The 20,779-nt window shown below is 45.4% G+C and carries 17 protein-coding genes, 17 tRNA genes and 1 rRNA gene; 4 read left to right on the top strand and 31 right to left on the bottom strand.

Annotated features, from left to right (window positions below):
• Nucleotides 1–101: 101 nt before the first annotated feature.
• Nucleotides 102–1,682, bottom strand: coding sequence for a peptide chain release factor 3 (locus BLW49_RS21355; protein ID WP_076315158.1), 1,581 nt, complete (start codon nt 1,680–1,682; stop codon nt 102–104).
• 257 nt (nt 1,683–1,939) lie between these two features.
• Complete coding sequence (gene zwf, locus BLW49_RS21350) at nt 1,940–3,502, bottom strand: glucose-6-phosphate dehydrogenase (RefSeq protein WP_090726781.1); 1,563 nt, start codon at nt 3,500–3,502, stop codon at nt 1,940–1,942.
• 306 nt (nt 3,503–3,808) lie between these two features.
• On the opposite strand from zwf, the gene BLW49_RS21345 reads away from it, so the two are divergent.
• Nucleotides 3,809–4,141, top strand: coding sequence for a hypothetical protein (locus tag BLW49_RS21345; RefSeq protein ID WP_090726780.1), 333 nt, complete (start codon nt 3,809–3,811; stop codon nt 4,139–4,141).
• 105 nt (nt 4,142–4,246) lie between these two features.
• On the opposite strand, the gene BLW49_RS21340 is transcribed toward BLW49_RS21345, so the two are convergent.
• The 11 genes from BLW49_RS21340 to BLW49_RS21290 form a co-directional block, all read right to left on the bottom strand.
• Nucleotides 4,247–4,891 (bottom strand): response regulator, encoded by a 645-nt coding sequence (locus BLW49_RS21340; RefSeq protein ID WP_047913634.1) that lies wholly within the window; start codon nt 4,889–4,891, stop codon nt 4,247–4,249.
• 19 nt (nt 4,892–4,910) lie between these two features.
• The gene (locus tag BLW49_RS21335; protein WP_076314980.1) at nt 4,911–5,963 is read right to left on the bottom strand and encodes a sensor histidine kinase; all 1,053 of its coding nucleotides are present in this window, start codon (nt 5,961–5,963) and stop codon (nt 4,911–4,913) included.
• A gap of 26 nt (nt 5,964–5,989) precedes the next feature.
• Complete coding sequence (gene liaF, locus BLW49_RS21330) at nt 5,990–6,637, bottom strand: cell wall-active antibiotics response protein LiaF (RefSeq protein ID WP_076314979.1); 648 nt, start codon at nt 6,635–6,637, stop codon at nt 5,990–5,992.
• 200 nt (nt 6,638–6,837) lie between these two features.
• Nucleotides 6,838–7,533, bottom strand: a complete 696-nt coding sequence (locus BLW49_RS21325) for a PspA/IM30 family protein (RefSeq protein ID WP_076314978.1) — start codon at nt 7,531–7,533, stop codon at nt 6,838–6,840.
• 1 nt (nt 7,534) lies between these two features.
• A complete protein-coding gene (locus tag BLW49_RS21320; protein WP_076314977.1) occupies nt 7,535–7,993 on the bottom strand; it encodes a PspC domain-containing protein in 459 nt (152 codons plus the stop codon).
• A 4-nt stretch (nt 7,994–7,997) separates the two neighbouring features.
• Nucleotides 7,998–8,669 (bottom strand): PspA/IM30 family protein, encoded by a 672-nt coding sequence (locus tag BLW49_RS21315; protein ID WP_090726778.1) that lies wholly within the window; start codon nt 8,667–8,669, stop codon nt 7,998–8,000.
• Nucleotides 8,670–8,706: 37 nt separating this feature from the next.
• Nucleotides 8,707–9,030 (bottom strand): hypothetical protein, encoded by a 324-nt coding sequence (locus tag BLW49_RS21310; protein WP_076314975.1) that lies wholly within the window; start codon nt 9,028–9,030, stop codon nt 8,707–8,709.
• Between the two features lie 284 nt (nt 9,031–9,314).
• On the bottom strand, nt 9,315–10,190 hold the full coding sequence (locus tag BLW49_RS21305) for a carbohydrate ABC transporter permease (protein ID WP_090726776.1): 876 nt from the start codon (nt 10,188–10,190) through the stop codon (nt 9,315–9,317).
• A gap of 22 nt (nt 10,191–10,212) precedes the next feature.
• Nucleotides 10,213–11,160 carry an ABC transporter permease gene (locus tag BLW49_RS21300; protein ID WP_090726774.1) on the bottom strand — a complete coding sequence of 316 codons (948 nt, stop codon included), beginning with the start codon at nt 11,158–11,160 and terminating at the stop codon, nt 10,213–10,215.
• Between the two features lie 120 nt (nt 11,161–11,280).
• On the bottom strand, nt 11,281–12,819 hold the full coding sequence (locus tag BLW49_RS21295; protein WP_076314972.1) for an extracellular solute-binding protein: 1,539 nt from the start codon (nt 12,817–12,819) through the stop codon (nt 11,281–11,283).
• Between the two features lie 229 nt (nt 12,820–13,048).
• Nucleotides 13,049–14,569 carry an extracellular solute-binding protein gene (locus BLW49_RS21290; protein WP_256209884.1) on the bottom strand — a complete coding sequence of 507 codons (1,521 nt, stop codon included), beginning with the start codon at nt 14,567–14,569 and terminating at the stop codon, nt 13,049–13,051.
• A gap of 85 nt (nt 14,570–14,654) precedes the next feature.
• On the opposite strand from BLW49_RS21290, the gene BLW49_RS21285 reads away from it, so the two are divergent.
• The 3 genes from BLW49_RS21285 to BLW49_RS21275 all read left to right on the top strand — a co-directional run bounded on the left by BLW49_RS21285 (nt 14,655) and on the right by BLW49_RS21275 (nt 18,946).
• Nucleotides 14,655–16,949 carry a helix-turn-helix domain-containing protein gene (locus tag BLW49_RS21285; protein ID WP_090726773.1) on the top strand — a complete coding sequence of 765 codons (2,295 nt, stop codon included), beginning with the start codon at nt 14,655–14,657 and terminating at the stop codon, nt 16,947–16,949.
• Nucleotides 16,950–17,072: 123 nt separating this feature from the next.
• On the top strand, nt 17,073–17,984 hold the full coding sequence (locus BLW49_RS21280; RefSeq protein WP_090726772.1) for an ABC transporter permease subunit: 912 nt from the start codon (nt 17,073–17,075) through the stop codon (nt 17,982–17,984).
• Nucleotides 17,985–18,169: 185 nt separating this feature from the next.
• A complete protein-coding gene (locus BLW49_RS21275) occupies nt 18,170–18,946 on the top strand; it encodes an ABC transporter permease subunit (RefSeq protein WP_256209883.1) in 777 nt (258 codons plus the stop codon).
• A gap of 78 nt (nt 18,947–19,024) precedes the next feature.
• On the opposite strand, the gene BLW49_RS21270 is transcribed toward BLW49_RS21275, so the two are convergent.
• From BLW49_RS21270 to BLW49_RS21185, 18 genes are all read right to left on the bottom strand, one after another.
• Nucleotides 19,025–19,104, bottom strand: a tRNA-Leu gene (locus BLW49_RS21270).
• Nucleotides 19,105–19,118: 14 nt separating this feature from the next.
• Nucleotides 19,119–19,192: transfer RNA gene (locus BLW49_RS21265), tRNA-Arg, on the bottom strand.
• Between the two features lie 13 nt (nt 19,193–19,205).
• Nucleotides 19,206–19,291, bottom strand: a tRNA-Leu gene (locus tag BLW49_RS21260).
• A gap of 8 nt (nt 19,292–19,299) precedes the next feature.
• A tRNA-Cys gene (locus BLW49_RS21255) sits at nt 19,300–19,373 on the bottom strand.
• Between the two features lie 6 nt (nt 19,374–19,379).
• Nucleotides 19,380–19,454, bottom strand: a tRNA-Gly gene (locus BLW49_RS21250).
• A gap of 8 nt (nt 19,455–19,462) precedes the next feature.
• Nucleotides 19,463–19,537, bottom strand: a tRNA-Gln gene (locus BLW49_RS21245).
• Nucleotides 19,538–19,549: 12 nt separating this feature from the next.
• Nucleotides 19,550–19,625 (bottom strand) — tRNA-His (locus tag BLW49_RS21240).
• Between the two features lie 21 nt (nt 19,626–19,646).
• Nucleotides 19,647–19,720: transfer RNA gene (locus BLW49_RS21235), tRNA-Trp, on the bottom strand.
• A gap of 7 nt (nt 19,721–19,727) precedes the next feature.
• Nucleotides 19,728–19,813 (bottom strand) — tRNA-Tyr (locus tag BLW49_RS21230).
• Between the two features lie 11 nt (nt 19,814–19,824).
• A tRNA-Thr gene (locus BLW49_RS21225) sits at nt 19,825–19,900 on the bottom strand.
• 13 nt (nt 19,901–19,913) lie between these two features.
• A tRNA-Phe gene (locus BLW49_RS21220) sits at nt 19,914–19,989 on the bottom strand.
• 23 nt (nt 19,990–20,012) lie between these two features.
• Nucleotides 20,013–20,089 (bottom strand) — tRNA-Asp (locus BLW49_RS21215).
• An 11-nt stretch (nt 20,090–20,100) separates the two neighbouring features.
• Nucleotides 20,101–20,174, bottom strand: a tRNA-Met gene (locus tag BLW49_RS21210).
• 10 nt (nt 20,175–20,184) lie between these two features.
• A tRNA-Val gene (locus BLW49_RS21205) sits at nt 20,185–20,257 on the bottom strand.
• Between the two features lie 23 nt (nt 20,258–20,280).
• Nucleotides 20,281–20,352, bottom strand: a tRNA-Glu gene (locus tag BLW49_RS21200).
• Between the two features lie 16 nt (nt 20,353–20,368).
• A tRNA-Ser gene (locus BLW49_RS21195) sits at nt 20,369–20,460 on the bottom strand.
• Nucleotide 20,461: 1 nt separating this feature from the next.
• Nucleotides 20,462–20,537 (bottom strand) — tRNA-Asn (locus BLW49_RS21190).
• Nucleotides 20,538–20,682: 145 nt separating this feature from the next.
• Nucleotides 20,683–20,779 (bottom strand): 23S ribosomal RNA (locus BLW49_RS21185); the annotation flags it as partial.

The following is a 20,779-nucleotide window of genomic DNA, read 5'->3' as shown; positions in this document are numbered from 1 at the left end:
TCCATCCATAGCCTTGAACTGCAAAAAATCCCCCGCCCATTATCGGACGGAGGGATTTCTTTTGTATGTGGTGCTCCGCATTCCTGTAACTCTTACAACCCTTACGGTGCAGTCTCCAGGAATTTAGCTGTCGGATTCTTCTCAATTGCCGTTCTCATCGCATATTCATTCTCAAAGAGGACCACATAATTGTCCTTCTTATCTTTAACAAGGGTAGAGTTAATCCGGAATTTGCTTGGATCGATCTTGTCGTCAATAATCCAGCGGGCAAATTGATACGGCATGCGCTGCAGCTGTACCTCAACGCCATACTCTGCCTTCATCCGATGCTCGAATACTTCAAATTGAAGCTGTCCAACGACTCCTAGAATCGTCTCATCGAAGCTCGCTGTACGGAACACTTGAATCGTCCCTTCCTCTGTCAGCTGGTCAATGCCTTTCTGATACTGCTTGTGCTTCAAGGCATTCTTTGCTGTCACCTTCGAGAAAATTTCCGGTGAGAATGTCGGAAGCTCGTCAAAGACAATTTCACTGCCTTGGCTTAAAGAATCTCCAATTCGGAAAATTCCCGGATCGAACAGACCGATAATGTCGCCTGGATAGGCCTCTTGTACAATGTCCCGGTCCTGAGCCAGAAACTGCTGGGGCTGAGAGAGCTTAATCTCCTTGCCTACACGAACATGCTTAACGCTCATGCCTCGTTCAAATTTACCCGATACAATTCTCAGGAATGCGACACGGTCGCGGTGTGCCGGGTTCATATTCGCCTGAATCTTGAAGACATAGCCGCTGAACTTCTCATTTGTCGGTTCAACTACACCTTCCGTGCTCTTGCGAGGTTCCGGCTTCGGCGCCAGCTCCAGGAAGTTCTCCAGGAAGGTCTGAACACCAAAATTATTAACTGCACTACCGAAAAATACAGGGGTAAGCTCCCCTTTCAGCACCTTCTCCAGGTCAAACGGATCACCCGCTACATCGAGAAGCTCAAGCTCCTGCTTTAATTGGTCATGCAAGAATTCACCAGCCATCTCACGAATCACCGGATCCTCATAGCTGTCGACCTTTTGCACATTAATCTTGGAATGATCATCACCTTGGAACAGCTCCACCTGATTTTTCATCCGGTCATATACACCGCAGAGTTCCCGGCCCATACCAATCGGCCAGTTCATCGGTACCGAACGGATACCAAGAACACGCTCCAGCTCCTCCATTAGATCAAACGGACTTTGTCCCTCACGGTCCAGCTTGTTGATAAATGTAAAGATCGGTATTCCGCGCTTTGCACACACCTGGAACAATTTAATCGTTTGTGCCTCGACACCCTTCGCTACGTCAATCAACATGACGGCACTATCTGCGGCAGTCAGTGTGCGATAAGTATCCTCACTGAAGTCCTGGTGACCCGGTGTATCCAGAATATTAATACGATGACCCAAATAATCAAACTGCATCACAGAGGACGTTACAGAGATTCCCCGCTGCTTCTCAATTTCCATCCAGTCACTTGTCGCATGCTTGCTTGCCTTCCGAGCCTTTACTGTACCTGCCAGGCGAATGGCGCCCCCAAATAACAGCAGCTTCTCAGTCAACGTCGTCTTCCCGGCATCCGGGTGAGAGATGATCGCAAACGTCCGGCGTTTGTCGACCTCCTCCTGCAAAATATTCGTGGTTTTGCTCATGTTCATTAATCCCTCTCATACTCATATATTCATCAAAAATGTAATATTCCAAAGTATAACATCATGCCTGTCGTAATCTTGCCATAGGACCTTCCGTCTAAATGGCTCAACTCTCCTATTGTACCACATTTGTTATTTATTTTTACCTGTATATTTTATCTCACCTAAAAAAGCAGAGTCCTCCTAATTTAGAGAGAGGCCTCTGCTTTTGCACCATTAAATGTCACGATGTGATTCATGTATCCAAGTCGGTTTATTCATCCTTCATTGTTCTTAATCCAGATCACGTTGTCTTCATCCTGTCCATTAACCGGCCACCAGTGATGTCCATCCTGCTCCAGCAGATTATCCGCTGCGGACGGCCCCCAGCTGCCTGCAGGATAATAGGCCAGACTCTCCGGCTGCTCTTGCCATACCGCTGCAATACGGTCTACGAAGGACCAGGCCGTTGCAACTTCGTCCCATCTTGTAAAATAGGTGGAGTCTCCTTCTGCAGCATCATGAATGAGCCGTTCATAAGCCTCCGGGGAGTTAATTCCAATCATGCAGCTCTGGCAAAAATCCATGGCAAGCGGCTCAATCTCTGAATCTGTGCCTGGCTTCTTGGCATTGATCTTGATATAAATACCCTCCATCGGATTTACACGGATGACAAGGAGGTTCGGCTCGAGCTTATATTTTTGACCAAGATACACATTGTTCGGCATGGATTTGAACTCCACAACCACTTCTGTCGTTTTGACAGGCAGTCGCTTACCGGTTCGGATATAGAAGGGCACTCCAGCCCATCGGAAGTTATCGACGAATACCCTCGCCGCAAAATACGTTTCCGTATTGGAACTGGGATCTACTTTATCCTCCTGGCGATAACCGGGCAGATGTACCCCCTTCACATCACCTTCCGTATATTGACCACGAACGACATTCGCGCTCACATCCTCACTTGAAGCAAACGGACGTAAGGAACGAAGCACCTTCACCTTCTCATCCCGGATATCCTCGGGCACAAGCCGGCTTGGCGGCTCCATGGCAATCATTGTGAGCATCTGCAGCATATGGTTCTGTCCCATATCACGAAGGGCGCCGGCCTGGTCATAGTATCCTCCACGCTCTTCAACTCCGACGGTCTCACCCAGTGTAATCTGAATATTGGAAATATGCTTGTTATTCCATAACGGCTCAAAAAAGGCATTGCCGAAACGGATCACCTCTATATTCTGTACCATTTCTTTGCCCAAATAATGATCGATCCGGTAAATTTCTTCTTCGCGAAATACTTCACGAATTTGCTCATTCAGCTGCTCTGCCGAGCTCAAGTCATAGCCGAAGGGCTTCTCAATGACCAGCCTGTGCCAGCCTGTACTTTCAAGCAGCCCCCCTTCTTTCAAATGGGAAGACACGCTTCCAAACAGCTCAGGAGCCAGCGCGAGGTAGAACAGACGATTACCGGGAATGGAAAATTCATGTTCCACATCCTCTGTGAAGGCATTAAGCTCACGAAACCCATCGACATGATGAATATCTAAAGACTTATATTCGAAATGCCGTGCAAACTCAGCCCATTCCTCTTGGTTCCCATCGCTTGGCTTATAACGACAAAACTCCTTTATTGAGGACAGCACATCTTCTCTGAACTCCTCACGCGTCCGCTGACGTCTTGCCAGACCAATAACTGCAAAGTGATCTGACAGCTTACCTTCCCGGTAAAGACTATAAATCGCAGGAAAAAGCTTGCGCCGGGCGAGATCGCCCGTAGCTCCAAAAATGAAAAATACCGCACTCGATGCCTGCATTGTTTCAACCTTTTGAATGTTCGCCATAGCTCCTTCTTTCCCTATCGAATAGTTTTATTTTTTGAACTAAATAGTGTTACCTGGATGTTGCTGACATTTTAGCACAACTGAACTTGCGAAGCTATGCCTTGAAATCCTCATCTCCTACTATTATAGGTATTCTCTTATTCTTATAACCGGCTTTTCAAATAATTGCTCATCTATCATACAGGGCTTGGTTAAAGGTCTATACCTGTTCAGCTTCAAGAGAATACTTATAAGTTAGACAGAATGAAGGTCTAAGCACTGCAATACTTTCATTCTCTCTATTAAATTACAAACGAGGTGAATGATATGTATCCTGTACGTCCGTTAACCCCAGAAAACATAGGCCAGCATTGTGGAAAAATGGTCTGTGCTGTCATGAAAGACGGAAGACGGTTTGTCGGCAGACTTCACAGCTGTAATGGAACCCATATTTTTCTTGCCGATGAACGCAAAGGCAAATATAGATCCTGCCGAGCTTACAAATCGAGTGTACTCGAGAGCAAACAAGCAGAGCAGCCGAAGAAAAAACAGAAAAAGTTAAAGAAGCAGGCCGTAGTTAAAGGCTTCTATCCTTACGGCGGCTATGGCTACGATTGGGCTCTCGGTCTCTCGTTCCTCGCTTTGCTCTTCCTCATCTAATTCTTTCTATAAAGTAATAGAAGGCCCCGGCTCATCTATCCAGAGTCTCGGGGCCTTACATTGTGCTGCACAGTTATATAAATTCAAATTTGAGAATTGTCCTTGTCACTCAGCCAGACCATTCTTATAAGCGTAAATCGCCGCTTGCGTACGATCATCGACTCCCAGCTTCGCGAGAATGTTCGTCACATGAAACTTTACCGTTTTTATCCCAATAATCAATGTGTCCGCAATATCCTGATTCGATTTGCCTTGTGCGAGCAGTCTTAGAACATCCATCTCACGTTCAGTGAGGCCTTCATGTGCCTTGGCCTGCTCTTGCGGCTGGCGGAAGCGGTTCATCATCTTGGAGGCTACCTGAGACTCTAGAACAGACTGACCGCGGGCAGCAGCGCGGATCGCATCCGCAATCTCGGAAGCGCGTGAAGTTTTAAGTAAGTAGCTAAATGCTCCAGCTTCAATGACGGGATACATCTTCTCATCATCCAGATAGCTGGTAAGTACGATAACCTTGCATTCTGGCTGCATCTTTAACAGCTGCTTGGTCGTTTCAATCCCATCCATTCCTTCCATCACCAGATCCATCAGAACGACATCGGGATGGTACTCCTGAGCAAGACGAATGCCTTCCTCTCCGCTCCCTGCTTCACCAACAACCTCGATCCCATCCTCGGTATCCAGCACAGCCGCCAGCCCAATCCGCACCATCTCATGGTCATCGACCAGCAGAACCTTAATGGCAACTTCCATACTTTCATCTTCCATAATACTATGCTCCCTCGCTTTCTTCCTCCATGACCGGCACCGTTATTTCGATTCGGGTTCCTTTGCCTGGAGCCGTAATCCATACGATCGAGCCGCCAATTTCATTTACACGCTCCTGCATATTGGACAACCCGTACGAAGCCTGCTTCTTGTCATCCAATTCAAAGCCCTCGCCATCATCCCGGATAATGACCCGAATGGCTTTATCCTTGCGTTGAATTCGAATCTCGATCCTTTCCGCCTTGGAATGCCGAAGGGCATTGGACATGGCTTCCTGAATAATACGAAATAGATGATTCTCTATCCCTTTTACCAGCTGAATGCCTTCATCCATCTCAAGCGAAATTTCCATCGGCACCTTGGACTGAAGCTCTCTCACAAGTTCCTTAAGTCCTTGTTCAAGATGCTTGCCCTCCAGATATACGGGACGCAAATGCAGCAGCAATGCCCTCATCTCCGATTGGGCAACAGAAGCCATTTCCTCGATCAACGCCACCTGTCGCTGTGCTCTGTCAAAATCCTTCTCCAGCGTACGTCCTACCGCTGTAGCTGTCATGGATATGGCGAATAGCTGCTGGGACACAGCATCATGCAGCTCTCTGGCTAAACGCTGCCTTTCTTCTACAATGGCAGACACTCTTGCTTGTTCAGCTAACTGAGCATTATGCGTGGAGAGGCGCTGAAGCGAGGTGACCTGCTCCTCCCACTTCTTGCTGATCCGGCCCAACTGTTCTCCAATTCGCCCGACTTCATCATAACCAAGCTCCGGCACAGCCCTCGTTACGCTTCCTTTCTCCCATTGCAGTAAGGTTTCCCGCAGTCTCTCTAGTTGCACCTTGGTTCTGTACATTTGGAAGAACCCATAAATCGCACCGAGTCCAATCAACAGTAATACAAGGGTGGCTCCAGCCTGAAACCAATGATCCCACTCATCAAACGGCATTAAGTATCCATAGGAGTAAAATATATAAAAGGTAACCAAGCCTAGCACCAGTGCAAGCAATATGCTCTGTCCCATACTACGCGTGACCATATTTTTTGTTTTATTGGATTGCATAAGGGAGTCCTCCCTCCTGTTGAGTATTACGTTAATCGTACGTTTAGGTCGCCAATTAAATAGGAAATGACAAACTTCACTTTATATTCACTGTTCTCATAGCCCGGAGTCCGATAAACAAGCCGATTCATTGCTCCGCCTTTTTGATCATTCCCGAACTGCTGCTTGCCTAGTAGTATAAATGCTTCGATCTCTACACCATAATCCTCTGGGATCGATAAATCAATATCTCCCATCACTCCCTGCAGATAAACAACGGTCTCCTTCGTCTCCGGAATAGCCAGCGATAAATCAGCATCCACTTCACCGATGACATGCCAGATCGATGTGTTTCTGAGCATCCATGGCTCCTCATCCCAAGCAAAATTGGACATAAAATTTTGATTGATGATGTAGCCTTCTCTCGGCTGGACTTTACGCCCCTTCCAATAGAACACGCCAAGTGAAATCAGGGTTACACCGACAACAAAGATCAAATTATCAAGAATGAGAATGGCTGCGCCGACTCCCAGATATGTGCGTCCTTTTTTGGCATTGCCCGATTGGAATTTGAAGTAACCATAAATCAATAAGAGAAGTGCGACAATCGTAAAGAAGCTGATAAAATCTCCAAGCAGCATCAGCAGACCGATCCCTATCGCCAGTATTGCAAAAAACTGCTTTTTGTTACTCATCTGTCGCACCCCCTCATGTCAATTTTCGACCACACTGGCCGATATGTATTTGGATAAATTCGAATCGCACTACTGCCATTAAAGCCGGCCTATGATCTTAAAAAAGGCCATACGGAACAATATCGCTCCCGTATGGCTCTATTCAACCTAGTTTAAACCACTGCTTGATTCTATCATAACTTCATGCTGACTTGAATAGCTTATTCTTTAGGCGCATCTTCAGAAGAGGCTTTGCCGTTCAGCTTGCTCTTCAATGCTTCCAGCTGCTCATTTACTTTGAATTGTTTCTCCGTTTCTACCGGATTATTCGTGTAGCTGCTTCGGTATGGAGCACGCATGACATCTGCTTCCGCTTCAAGCTGCATAATTTTCTCTTCCATACGATGGAATCCAAGAGATGCATTGCCGCTTTCGATCGTGTGAACACTGTTGATTTGGTTCATTTGCTTTTTGGCTTTGGCCATTTGTGCACGGGATACTAGCTCATTGCGTTTGTTACGCATTTTGTAGAACTCATCCTTCATGTCATGAAGCTGCTGCACAAGCTCTTTTGCTTGAGTCTCTGCTTCCACATGGAAGTTCTTATACTCCTCTGCCTTTTGATCATAGTAGATCTTCTCTTCAAGAAGCTTGCGTGCGACTTCCTCCTGCCCGTTAACAAGTGCTGCCTCAGCCTGCGATTCACGCTGTACACCAAGACGTTCCGCTTCTTCCAAACGATGCTTCATCCGGCGCTCATTCGCCATTTGCTTCGCGACAGTAACTTCTGCCTCACGAATTTCTGCTTCCATATCACGAATATATTGGTTCAGCATTACAATCGGATCTTCTACTTTGTCCAGAACTTCATTCACCGATGCTTTTGTCATATCTTTAATTCTTTTAAATACTCCCATTTTATAAATCTCCCTTCTCATACTTCGATAGTTTTTGGCGCAGCTCTTCTACTTCTTTCTTTAATGCCTTTTTCTCAATATCACCCATCATGGAGTCGAGATCATCCTGTTTGGGCTCATAAGCGTTTGAACTCTGATAACGATTGCCGCTGAATCGGTCTCTCTGCGGTTCTCTATAAGAAGCAAACCCGCCTTGGTTCGCATATTCATTGCCTTTTCCATAATATCCACCTGCACCTGGACCCGGCCCTGGACCATAAGGGTCATAAGGTGGTATATATTCCTTAGGTATAACAAGCGCAGCAATGAAGTAGAGGAAGATCATTACGCCGCCTGTGAAAAAGATGCTGACTACGAATATCAGTCTTGCTAGTGTGGAGTCTATGCCGAGTGTTTCGGATAGCCCGCCGAGTAGCCCGGTTACCATCTTGTCGCGTCTTGATCGATATAATTTACTCATCTAATTACTCCTTTCCTCCGTTTTCCAGCTTCTTCTTGAGCTTCGCCATCTCTCGTTCCAAGAGATCCGATACGGAATACTGGGTGGTTTCTCTTGACTGCTCACCGCGGCGCAGATCCCGAAGACTTCTCGCCTCGTACTCAAGATCCGACACCCGGTCCTCGAGACGATTGAACATTCCCGGAACATGTCTTCCGCCATATTGGCCAGAGCGTTCATTCATTCGCTGCTGCAGCTGTATCGTCTGCATTCTTGCATAGTAATATTGACGCTTGCTGTACACTGCTTGATATTCAGTCTTGAGATGGTCTAACTGCTCCTCCAGCTCTGTCAGTGCATCTCTGCTTTGATCGTACAGTTCGATATATTGTTTGTACTTTTCTTCGTAGAGCATTTTTTCCTGCAATGCCAGCTTGGCCAGATGATCTTCCTCTGCCTTGAGTGCCAGCAGAGCCTGCTCTTCTCTCTTCGCAATCATAGCTGAAGCCTCATCTACCTGCTGCTTTAATTGTCTGGTATGTCTCGAATATTGCTGGTGAAGCTTCTCAACCTCTCCAATCTCATTTCGTGTATCCATTAGAAATTGATCGATCAGCTTGACAGGATCTTGACTTTGTTCCAGATGTTCATTAATGGTGGCTGCGGTGATATCCCGCATTCGACGAAATACGCCCATTCTTGATCTGACCTCCCTTTCCAACTGTTGAAATTAATTAGTAACGTCTGCTGCTGTGATTGCTTTTGTCCTTCAGCATGTAAATCCCAAATACGATCAACCCGATTGCAATGAGGGGTCCGATTAACCATGCCAGCTTGCTGATCAGAACCAGCACACCAATGACTAGAATGATGTAACCGATTAAGGTGTTTCCTCTCTTGACACCGTAGTATCCAAGAGCGATCATCGCGATTGGAACCAGATAACCCATAATTTCTCTAGTCACTGCTCCAAGGAAGGGAAGAAACCCTCCGAATAGCATCAAGGCTCCCACGACGATCAGGATGATCGCTAAGCTTTTACCTTTACTGTATCTCATATGTTGTTATCACCGCCTTCTTGTTTGTCTTCCTTCTTTACGATTTACTTCATGTTTTGTTTCTTGTTTTTACTTCGTGTTCCTTATGACTTTATTTTAGGAGAATTCGCTTCTTTTCAAAACGGACCGGGGACGGTTTTTTAACCTAGACTCTGGTCGGGGATGAGCCAAGACCTTATAAGTACAGACATTATCGTGAGCATAATTACAATACAAAAACCGCCCCTCTGGTGAAGAGGAGCGGAATGACTCACATTTGATAACCAAAATTTCTAACAGCTGGCTCAGCCCTTAATCGAACCCAGCATCGCACCCTTCGCGAAATGCTTCTGCAAGAATGGATAAACCAGCAGGATCGGCAGTGTTGCTACAACAATTACCGCCATCTTCACTGCCTGGTCGGGCGGTGGAACGGAGGAATCCAGCTCTGAGCTGTAGTCCATACCGCTTGCGAGTACAACGATTTGACGCAGTAACACCTGGATTGGCCACATTTTACTCTCATTTAAATAGAGGATGGCGCTCATATAGGTATTCCAATACGTAACCGCATAGAACAGTGAGATGGTTGCAATGGCCGGCATCGACAGCGGAAGCACGATACGGAACAGAATTCCAAAATCATTCGATCCGTCGATCTTTGCCGATTCCTCCAAGCCCTCCGGAATGTTCTGAAAGAAATTTTTAAGAATGATCATATTAAAGGCACTTATGGCGCTTGGCAGAATCAGTGCCGCATACGTATCAATTAATCCAAGCTCCTTCACAACGAGAAACGTAGGAATCATGCCTCCGCTGAACAGCATTGTAAAAACGACCATAAACATGATAACCTTGCGTCCATCCAGATCCCGTCTGGAGAGTCCATATGCCATCAATGATGTAATCAGCATGCTGAACAATGTACCAATGACGGTAACCCCCATCGATACCAGCATCGCTCGAAAGATTGTATTTGTTGAGAATATAAACTTGTAGGCATCCAGACTCCAATCTGTCGGGATGAGCACAAACTTCTTGGCTGCCATCTCAGCACTTGTCGTGAATGAACCGGCAACCACATGTACAAATGGCAATACAGTAACCAGTGCTATGACAGCAAGCAGAATAAAGTTCACATACGAGAACATTTTTCCGCCCAGCGTTCTGTCTTCAACCATTTTCTCTCTCCTCCCGACGAGATTAGTAAACGCCCTCTTCACCCATTTTTTTGGCCAGCTTATTGGCAATTATGACCAGAATCAATCCGACAAAGGATTTAAAGAACCCAATCGCTGTACTATAGCTGAATTGCCCCTGCTTCATCGCAGCAGTGTAGACATAAGTGTCAATAATCTCTGCAACCTCCCGGTTCATGGAGTTCAGCAGGAGATATACATGCTCGAAGCCAAGCTCCAGCACATCACCGATCTTTAGAATGAGCAGAATAATGATGACACTGCGAATGGCAGGAAGGGTGATATGCCATATTTGACGCAGCCGATTCGCTCCGTCCATTCTCGCCGCTTCATATAGCTGAGGGTCAACAGAGGCAATGGCAGCAAGGTAAACGATCGTTCCCCAGCCTGCCTCACGCCAGATTACCTGAATGATATACGTTGGCCTGAACCACTCTGTGCTGAGCAAGAAATTGATTTTCTCGAAGCCAAAAAATACGAGCAGCTCATTCACAATCCCGCCGTCCATCGTCAGCATGACATAGCCAATCGACACGATAATAACCCAGGACATGAAATGCGGCAGATACACGAGGGTTTGGAATGTCTTCTTGAAGAAGGAGTTCCTCACCTCGTTCAGCATAAGGGCAAGAATGATCGGCACTGGAAAGTAGAAAAGCAGATTTAACCCGAACAGGATGAGTGTATTCGTGAGTATGTTTAGAAAATCCGGCTCATTGAACAATCGGGCAAAGTGCTCAAATCCTACCCATTCGCTGCCAAGTATCCCCTTGAACGGCTTATAGTCCTGGAATGAAATGACAAGTCCATACATCGGTAAATATTTAAAGATCATAAAATAGAGAATACCTGGGAGCAGCATGACGTAAATCCATTTATTTTTCCAAATTCTTTTACGCAGCCTGCTCTCCTTTTTACGCGTTGTTGCAGATGGAACGGCGATTTCCTGCATGGCTCTCTCCCTTTCTATCCGGTATGTCCGGCGGCACTAGAAACGTCTGGATGTAACATTATTCGGATGTTTTGGTGTTACTTATGCTTTGATAACTACTAATTACAAAGAACCCTATTGTTACTTCTTGGCTGCGTACGCTTCGTTAAATTCTTGAATAATCTGCTCCCCGCCCTGCTTCTTCCACTGCGCTACAGCAGCTTCAAATCCTGCTTGATCTAAGGTTCCATAGATATATTTGTAAGTCGCATCCGTAATGATCGTCTGCAGCTCAACACCTTTGGTTGTATAAGTCTCAGAATCAAGCGCTGCTGTAGGATCATGAACGGCAATCTCCTCGTTCGCTACCGTCAGCTCTTCTGCATGGATTCTGCCTGGCAGATCATGATACCCTTCGTACATTCCATTGGTTTCTGGTTCCCCGATAACACTGTCTTTGTAACCCTTCACTTCACGTTCGGTTTTTTCCTGATCCTCCGACGCTTTGGCCTTACCGTCCTCAACGGTATAATGTACGCCCTCCTGCCCCCAGTACATCAGATTGGCCACTTCAGGAGTCATCATCTTGTCAAAGAAGGCTAGCACCTGCTTCAGCTCTGCTTCATCCTTGATCGCGGAAGTTGGGAACAGAATGACATTGTTATATCCAGGAATTGCCCAGGTTGACGCTTCTCCTGTAGGTCCAGCAATCATGCTCTCCACATCCAGTACAGCATCCGGCGCATTCTTGATCAGATCCTTGTGCAGGGAATTAATATCCGACATTGCCCCGACATAAGCTCCTGCCTTGCCGCTCGTGAACAAGTTAACCTGATCCGTTTTACTCGTAGCCGCAAAATCCTGATTGATTAACCCTTCTTGATGAAGCTTCTTGAAGAAATCGAGGGTTTCCATATACTCAGGAAAAGTGAAATCCGGCTGGAGCTGTCCGTCCTTCTCCCCCCAGTTATTCGGAACCTTGTACCAGGAAGCAACGGTCTTGAATGCGCCATATACCAGGTCATTTCGGTCCGTCAGTCCAATTGTATTGTCCTGTCCATCTCCGTCCGGATCCTGCTCTTTAAACGCTTTCAACATAGTGTAGAATTCATCCACATTGGTTGGTGCTTCAATGCCCAGCTTATCTGCCCAATCCTTACGATAGATGAGTCCCTGCCTTGCTAGTGGCCTACCGATATATAGTGAATAAAGTTTTCCATCCACCTTTGTGTTCTCAAGAATGAGCGGCTTCAGTTTATTTAAGTTTTCAAATTCGCTTAAGTAAGGTCCTATTTCCCAGAACTGTCCGTCACGAATGGCTTCCTTCATTTGAATGAAGGTGGCCTGATTCTTCAAGTAAGTTACATCCGGCAGTGAGCCTGTCGCAAAGGAGGTATTTAATTTCTCTTCGTATGTGTCCGCCGGAAAAAATTGATACGTCAGCTTCGTATTTGTCAGCTTCTCCACTTCATTTTTAATCGTATCCGGTGGGGTTTCGGCTGTATTTAGAGGAAGCATAATCGTAATCTCTGCCGGTTGACTGGATGCTTTCTCCCCGCCTTGTGACGCCCCAGGTTCGCTGGAATTACCTGAACTGCTCTCTCCTCCGTCCCCACAGGCAGATAGGACCATACTGAATGACGTTAATAGACTGAGCATGGCGAATGTTCTTTTTTTCATATTTGTCATGACCTCCATTAAGTTGATGGATAACTTGCTTGCACTCTCACATTACATTTTAAAAACAGAGTACGAATACAATCATTTGCCCATATCACCTTACTCCGTGCGACATCTAATCAAATGATTATCCTGATTATCATCTATATTTCTGCTCTACTAGATCAAAAAAAACGCCCAATGTGTGTGATTCCTGCGAATCACCATTGGACGGTGCAAATTCCTCTATTCACTTGAAATAAGCAGCAGTATATTCTTGAATAATATCCTCTCCACCCGATTGCTTCCATCGTTCAATCTCACGGGCGAAGCCTTCTTGGTCAAGATTTCCCAAAATATAATGATAGGTTGCATCGGATATCAATGTTTCCAATTCCACATTTTTTTCGGCATACGTATCGGACTCCAGATGGAGGGTCGGGTCTTGAACCAGGAACTTCTCATTATCCATACTTAATTCCTCTGCTAATGCAGTTAAGGCTTCCTGCTTGGCAATTGGCATTACATTGGGGTTGCTGAGATCCGCAATCATTAATGTGTACAACGGATTTACTTCGTTAACCCGCAGAATGGACGTTCCTTCATCCAGAAGCACCTTTCCATCCTGAACCGTGTAGTGTATGCCTTCAATACCATAGCGCATCAAATTGGCAACATCCTCATCCATCGTTCTGTCAAAAAAGCCTAGGATCTTCTTCAGCTCCGCCTCTGTTTCTATGGCCTTCTTCGAAAATAAAAAAACACCGTTATAATTTGGAATAGACCACACTTTATATCCCGCCGGTCCCTGTATTCGATTCGAAAGTGTGAATCTTGCATCTGGATTCAGTACCTTAGTCTCATCATACAAACGCTGCACATCTGTCATGCTTCCAATATACACACCAGCTTTACCTGTAATGATCATATCTCTCTGTACATCCTTGCTAGTGACAGCAAAGTCCTGATTGATCAGCTTCTCCTTAACGAGCTTCTTCATGAAGTTCATCGTGTCCATGTAGGCCTGGGTCTCAAACTCAGGGATTAATGTGTTTCCTTTAACCAGCCAGTTATTCGGTGTTCCAAAATAAGAAGACAGTGTCTTGAAAGCCCCATAGGTGAGGTCGTTGCGATCTGCTAATCCAATCGTATCATGCAAGCCATTTCCGTCCGGATCAGAAAAAGTAAACGCTCTCATAACCTCGTACAGCTGGTCTAATGTTTTCGGTGTTTCGAGCCCTAGCCGATCAAGCCAATCTCCTCGAATGATGACGCCTTGTCTTGAAGAGGGTCTCTCTGTGTATAATCCGTAAATACGTCCATCCACCGCTGTCTGTTCAAGTATACCGGAATCCAGATATCGGAGATTCGGAAATTCTTCGATATAGGAGCCGATTTCCCAGAATGCATCCGTTCGTATCGCATTTTTGATAAAGGGATAATCAATATGCTTCACAAAGGTTACTTTCTTCATGGAATTGGTCGTGAGTGCCGTGTTCAGCTTATCTGTGTATATACCGTCTGTGATCCAATTGATCTCCAGCTCCGTATGAGTAAGCTGCTCAATTCGATCCATGATTTCATCACTCGGCGGATGGGGAAAATGAAGCGGGACCATCATCGATATTGGAAGCTTCTCCTCTGCTGGTACTTGCAGTTCTGCCTTAAGGGCACCACTATTACAGGCGGTAACGATCATCATGGACAATAGACCTGCCCCGGCCGCAATTATGCGTCTCCCCCATGCTACTCGCTTAAAAAGAACCATCATAACCGCCCATCCCCCTTGCCGAATTTTCCATTTATAGGCATAATCAATAAGAAGCCTCAATTACTAATCGAGACAGGTGATGTCCATGCGCTGGAACGCTTTGAGCTTTTTAAGCAAAATAACGATCTTCGTCCTCCTGCTGAGCACGATTCCTGTCATTTTCATCGGTGTATTTGCTTATGTTACCTCTACTCAGGAGATACAGCGGAACGTCAACAGCAGTAAGATGCAGCTTATTTTGCAAATTAATTCCGATTTAGAACAAAAGCTTGTGACTGTCAACCACACCCTTAATCAGGTAGTCAGCTCCAGTGTGCTTAAAAACGCTCTTCAAAGCCCACTTTTTGTAACCGATTTCAAAACCTATAATGATCTCCGCACCGAAGTCCGAAACATGCAGTCTTTTGAAACCAAGCTCGATGATGTTGTACTTATCAATTTCGACCAAAACTGGATGATCAAAAACTCAGGTCTCTACCGTTTCAATGATTACCCCCTGGCCGACGAGATTCAAGGTCTCCAAAATATGAAGGAGAATTCAGGCTGGACTCTTACTCCGTCGAAGTGGTTTTATAGTGAGGAGAATGCGAACGGTGCCAACTGCCAGTACAATATCAGCCTAGTTAAAAAGCTGCCCGCCACCGGAATTGAGAAATCCGGTCTTGCGATCGCCAATATCCCCTCCTGTGAGCTAAAGGACTTTATTCAAAAGGACGGTGATTCAACGGAAGACATTATCATCTTAGATGCCAATGAACGTATCCTGTTCCATTATGATCAGGAACTGATCGGGAAGCCCTTATCTGAGAGCGGACTCCATGCCGAAGGCAAGCTCGAGCAGCCGTCAGGACAGTTTACAACCGAATTGTCAGGTCAAGATTATGCGGTATCTTATTATCGTTCCGAGCTTAATGACTGGACCTATTTATCGGCAACCTCCATCCAGAGTCTTACTCAAAAATCTTCACAAATTGGAACCTACACTCTACTGATGTGTCTGGCTCTGCTGCTTATTTCCGTTGGAATGGCCTTTCTTGGATCAAGACGCATTTATTCACCTATCCGTAGATTACTGAATGAGCTAGGGCTTAGACCAGATCGTAACGAATTTGAGCATATCGGGGCTGAAGTGTCGGACTTATTCCAGTCGAAGTCAAGGCTTGAAAAGGAGCTGCATCAGCACATCCAGCAGGTTAGAACCTTCTATCTAACCAAAGTATTCACAGGCCAGTTCAAATCAAATGAGCTCCTTCACAAACTCGAGCAGTATGGTTATGGCAAACAAATGAACGAATGGCGCACGATGGCTGTCCTGACCATTCAGATTGATTTTACAGAGCAAACCCGATATGAGAAAAAAGACCTTGAGCTGCTATTGTTTGCCGTGCAAAATATGCTGGAAGAGCTTGTCTCACAGAAAGAACGTCTCACTCCAGTCATAATAGACCATACGATCGTTCTGCTGGTTGGCGGTGAAGAAACGGATGATACCGTATTTAATGCTTATCTCTACTCCTTAACAGAGGATGTTCAAAACCATATTGATCAGGTTCTTGATCTATCAGTGAGCATCGGGATCAGCTTACCTGTGGAATCTTTTCATGGTATTTCCATGGCATATCGGGAGGGGCTGGAAGCACTCAGACACCGAATTAAGCTCGGTAAAGGCATCGTTATCCAATATCAGGATCTTAATGATGGTAAGCACTACGTGAACCTGTCTTATCCTGCACAGCTGGAGAATGAGCTGATAGAGGCGATCAAGCTGGCAGATGAACGAAAGGCTCGGGACACTTTTGATCAACTGCTTAACTGTATCTTCGACCTTGAGCTCCTTCCCCATGAATATCAAATACCAATTACTCGGCTGCTTAATAATCTTCTGCTGATGATGCAAGAGTCTGGAATTAGCGTACATCATATCTATCATGAGAAGCGCTCTGTCTTTGAAGATATTCTGAAGCTGGACACCGTTGATGAGATCCGTAATTGGTTCTGGTTCAAGCTCATTCTTCCTATCGTTGGTGTATTCCGTAATCGCCAAAATACTCAATATCATCATATTTCTGAGAAGATCATTGACCTTGTACAGAATTATTATGATACAGATCTAACGTTAGAGGAATGCGCCCATCGACTTCACTACAATGCCAACTATCTCAGCAGTGTTTTTCGTAAAGAAACGGGCTGCTCTTTCAGCGAATACTTGACCAATTATCGTTTTAGTATGGCAAAAAAATGGCTGACAACGTCCGATATGTCCATCAAGGACATCGCAACCAAACTAAGGTACAACAATTCACAAAACTTCATTCGCTCTTTCCGAAAATTAGAGGGCGTCACACCCGGACAATATCGTGAAGACAGAAAAGCAATCTAGCGCTAAGGAGACGGATAGTCGTCTACTAGTGCTAGATTCTTTACAGTAGATGCTTAATATAGACAAAAACAGGTAAATTGTGATACTACTAGATGTATACTTTGAAATCTATTGGAGGTAGATATGAATCTTAAGTATCAAATGCTAAAATCTTTGATTGTAAGCATCCTTGCCTTCTGTCTTATCGTTTCTGTTGTTCTAATTCCTCGTCAGCTTGAACTAAGTATTCAGGATTATAAGATCGTAGCCGAGGAGCCCTCTCTTACTCTAAGTCAGTATACAGCCCATGTTAGTGAATTTTTCAAAACAGCGATCGAGAACGGAAGCTTGGGGGAATCGAGATATTCTGGCCATTCTTCAGAATCAGAGGCATTAAAAGCAATGGGCAGAAGCCTGCTGGTGATTGTGACAGCATTGTTAATTGGCTTGATCTTTGGGATCTTAAAAGGAGTTATGGATTACCGTCTCTCCAAAACCAGATTGAACTTGCTCGGCAATTGGACAACCTGGATCATCAATGCCATCCCCGATTTTTTCCTTATTTTACTTATCCAATGGTTTATTATCAAAAATGTTCCCTTTATTCGTTTCTTTGCAACCGATGGATGGCAGGGCTTTATCATCCCTTCCTTACTAGTATCCATCTATCCGATTGTCCAGATTGCACGACTTACCTCCGCTTCCTTAACCTCACAAGAAAATAAATTATACATCAAATTAGCCAGGGCTAAGGGACTTCGCGAGTGGGTCATACTGTGTAAACATATGTTAACTAATGGTATTATTACAATATTAACCCATCTTCCAGGGATGCTCGTATTCATTCTTTCAAATCTGCTAATGGTCGAAATCTATAGAAGTTACCCTGGGGCAGCGTACCGCTTATCCCAAGCTCTTGATTACGATACTCAAGTTGGAACCGGAAACAATTATGAACCTGGCGTCATTATCTATATTGTGCTTTACTTCATGCTGCTATTTTTATTGGTTCAATGGATCGCTGCTGCGGCTCGCCGATATTTCGATCGTCAATAATACATAAGAAAATATGAGATTTAATATTTAAGTTACATAGATAGTTAGAGTTTGAGGTGAGCAGATTGCGAAAGAATATTCCCTTGTTAATCGGTAGTATATTGTTAGGCTTGCTTCTATTTGTGATGTTTATTGGCCCTCACCTTCCATTTATAGATAAGAATTTGAGCCAGGAGAGATACCGTATGGATGCATTTAATAAGCTTGAACTTCCTGCGTTCGAAGCATCCGAGAAGAATTGGATCGGAACTGACAAAAAAGGAGTCGATAATTTAAGTAAGATTGTGATTGCAGCCAAAGAAACCATATTCATTGTTATCATAATTACTTTAATTCGCTATATAATCGCAATCCCACTTGGACTATTATCATGCAAAAAGAAAGGATTCTTTCACCATGTAATTAACGCATTGAATCAATGTTTTTCTTTCTTGCCACCTGTTTTTGCAACAGCCTTACTACTAGCTATTCCTTTTCTTCTCTTTACTGATCTCCGCCTGTTATGGTCCATTCTCATTCTTGCTGTCGTGGAAGCGGGCCGTGTTGCCTATACAATTCAACAACAGGCTAATCAATTGTCCAGGGAAAGTTATATGGAAGCTGGGATTGCGTTAGGACTAAGCTCTAGAACTCTAGTGAAGAATTATTACATACCTGCACTGTTACCAGAGTTGATCGTTAATTTCTGCATTGATTTAGGCAAAGTCATGCTTCTTATAGGACAGTTATCTATTATCAGTATCTTTCTTTCACATGAATGGAGAGAGGTCGACTATTATACTAACGAATTTGTCCAAACCGGCTTAAATTGGGCAGCTCTTCTTGCAAGTCACCGTCACGAAATTTTTCGAAGCCAATTTGGTTTTGTCTTTTACCCAGCATTTGCCATGATGTTCACCATCGTCACCTTTAATCTGCTTGGTGAAGGATTGCGACGCCATTATCAATCTACGCGTATATAGCAGGCAATCTTCCTTGATATCCAGTTTGTCCAATACAAAAAAGAGGAACATTACAGTAGTAATGATCCTCTTTTACGATGCCGGTGAAGGGACTCGAACCCCCACGGTTTCCCTCACGATTTTGAGTCGCGCGCGTCTGCCAATTCCGCCACACCGGCTTATTTAATTAAAGCGTGCCCTAAGAGATTCGAACTCCTGACCTTTTGATTCGTAGTCAAACGCTCTATCCAGCTGAGCTAAGGGCACATATTATCTAACATGCGGAAGACCAGACTTGAACTGGTACGATAGTCACCTACCGCAGGATTTTAAGTCCTGTGCGTCTGCCGATTCCGCCACTCCCGCTTAAGAAATGGAGGCGCCACCCAGATTCGAACTGGGGATAAAGCTTTTGCAGAGCTGTGCCTTACCACTTGGCTATGGCGCCTTATTATGGAGCGGACGACGGGAATCGAACCCGCGACCCTCGCCTTGGCAAGGCGATGCTCTACCGCTGAGCCACGTCCGCGTAAAAAATGGCTGGGGATATAGGATTCGAACCTATGCGTGACGGAGTCAAAGTCCGTTGCCTTACCGCTTGGCTAATCCCCAATAAAATATAAATGGGGCGATCGATGGGACTTGAACCCACGAATGCCGGAGCCACAATCCGGTGCGTTAACCCCTTCGCCACGACCGCCATATAAATTAAAAGGTAATTTGGCAGGGGCAGCAGGAATTGAACCCACACTAACGGTTTTGGAGACCGCTGTTCTACCTTTAAACTATGCCCCTATGAAACTGGTGGAGGATGATGGATTCGAACCACCGAACCCTTACGGGAGCAGATTTACAGTCTGATGCGTTTGGCCACTTCGCTAATCCTCCATATGAAACTGTGGTGCCGGCGAGAGGACTTGAACCCCCAACCTACTGATTACAAGTCAGTTGCTCTACCAGTTGAGCTACACCGGCACAAGGTGTTAAATGGTGGCTCGGGACGGAATCGAACCGCCGACACGAGGATTTTCAGTCCTCTGCTCTACCGACTGAGCTACCGAGCCATATTATATCATAATAATTCAAATGGCGGAACTGACGGGATTCGAACCCGCGATCTCCTGCGTGACAGGCAGGCATGTTAGGCCTCTACACCACAGTTCCATGTAATTCAATTGCGGGGGCAGGATTTGAACCTGCGACCTTCGGGTTATGAGCCCGACGAGCTACCGAGCTGCTCCACCCCGCGATATTAAGAATGGAGACTGAGGGGATCGAACCCCCGACCCTCTGCTTGTAAGGCAGATGCTCTCCCAGCTGAGCTAAGTCTCCATTATGTAAGTAATTAAAGAAAATGACCCGTAGGGGATTCGAACCCCTGTTACCTCCGTGAAAGGGAGGTGTCTTAACCCCTTGACCAACGGGCCTTGCTTATAAAAATAGTGGCGGAGAGAGAGGGATTCGAACCCTCGAGACGCTTTTGGCGCCTACACGATTTCCAATCGTGCTCCTTCGGCCAACTCGGACACCTCTCCATGGCTCCCCGAACAGGACTCGAACCTGTGACAACTCGATTAACAGTCGAGTGCTCTACCAACTGAGCTATCAGGGAATAAAGAACATATGATTGTTCCTTCAAAACTAGATACGAAACAATGTGCGATGTTAGAATCTTTGTTTACCCGGTTTTGTTCCGGGCCCCGAGAAAGTATTCGGATTCACCTTCGAAGCATTCGCTTCACTTTCTTGGGTATCTTTTGGATAAGCCCTCGACCGATTAGTACTGGTCAGCTCCATGCATTGCTGCACTTCCACCCCCAGCCTATCTACCTCGTCGTCTTCAAGGGGTCTTAC

Origin of the sequence: Paenibacillus sp. PDC88, assembly GCF_900106725.1 — a bacterium.
GTDB classification, from domain to species: domain Bacteria; phylum Bacillota; class Bacilli; order Paenibacillales; family Paenibacillaceae; genus Paenibacillus; species Paenibacillus shunpengii.
The sequence above is the reverse complement of the archived record's forward strand: the minus strand, read 5'-3'. Positions and strand labels throughout refer to the sequence as shown.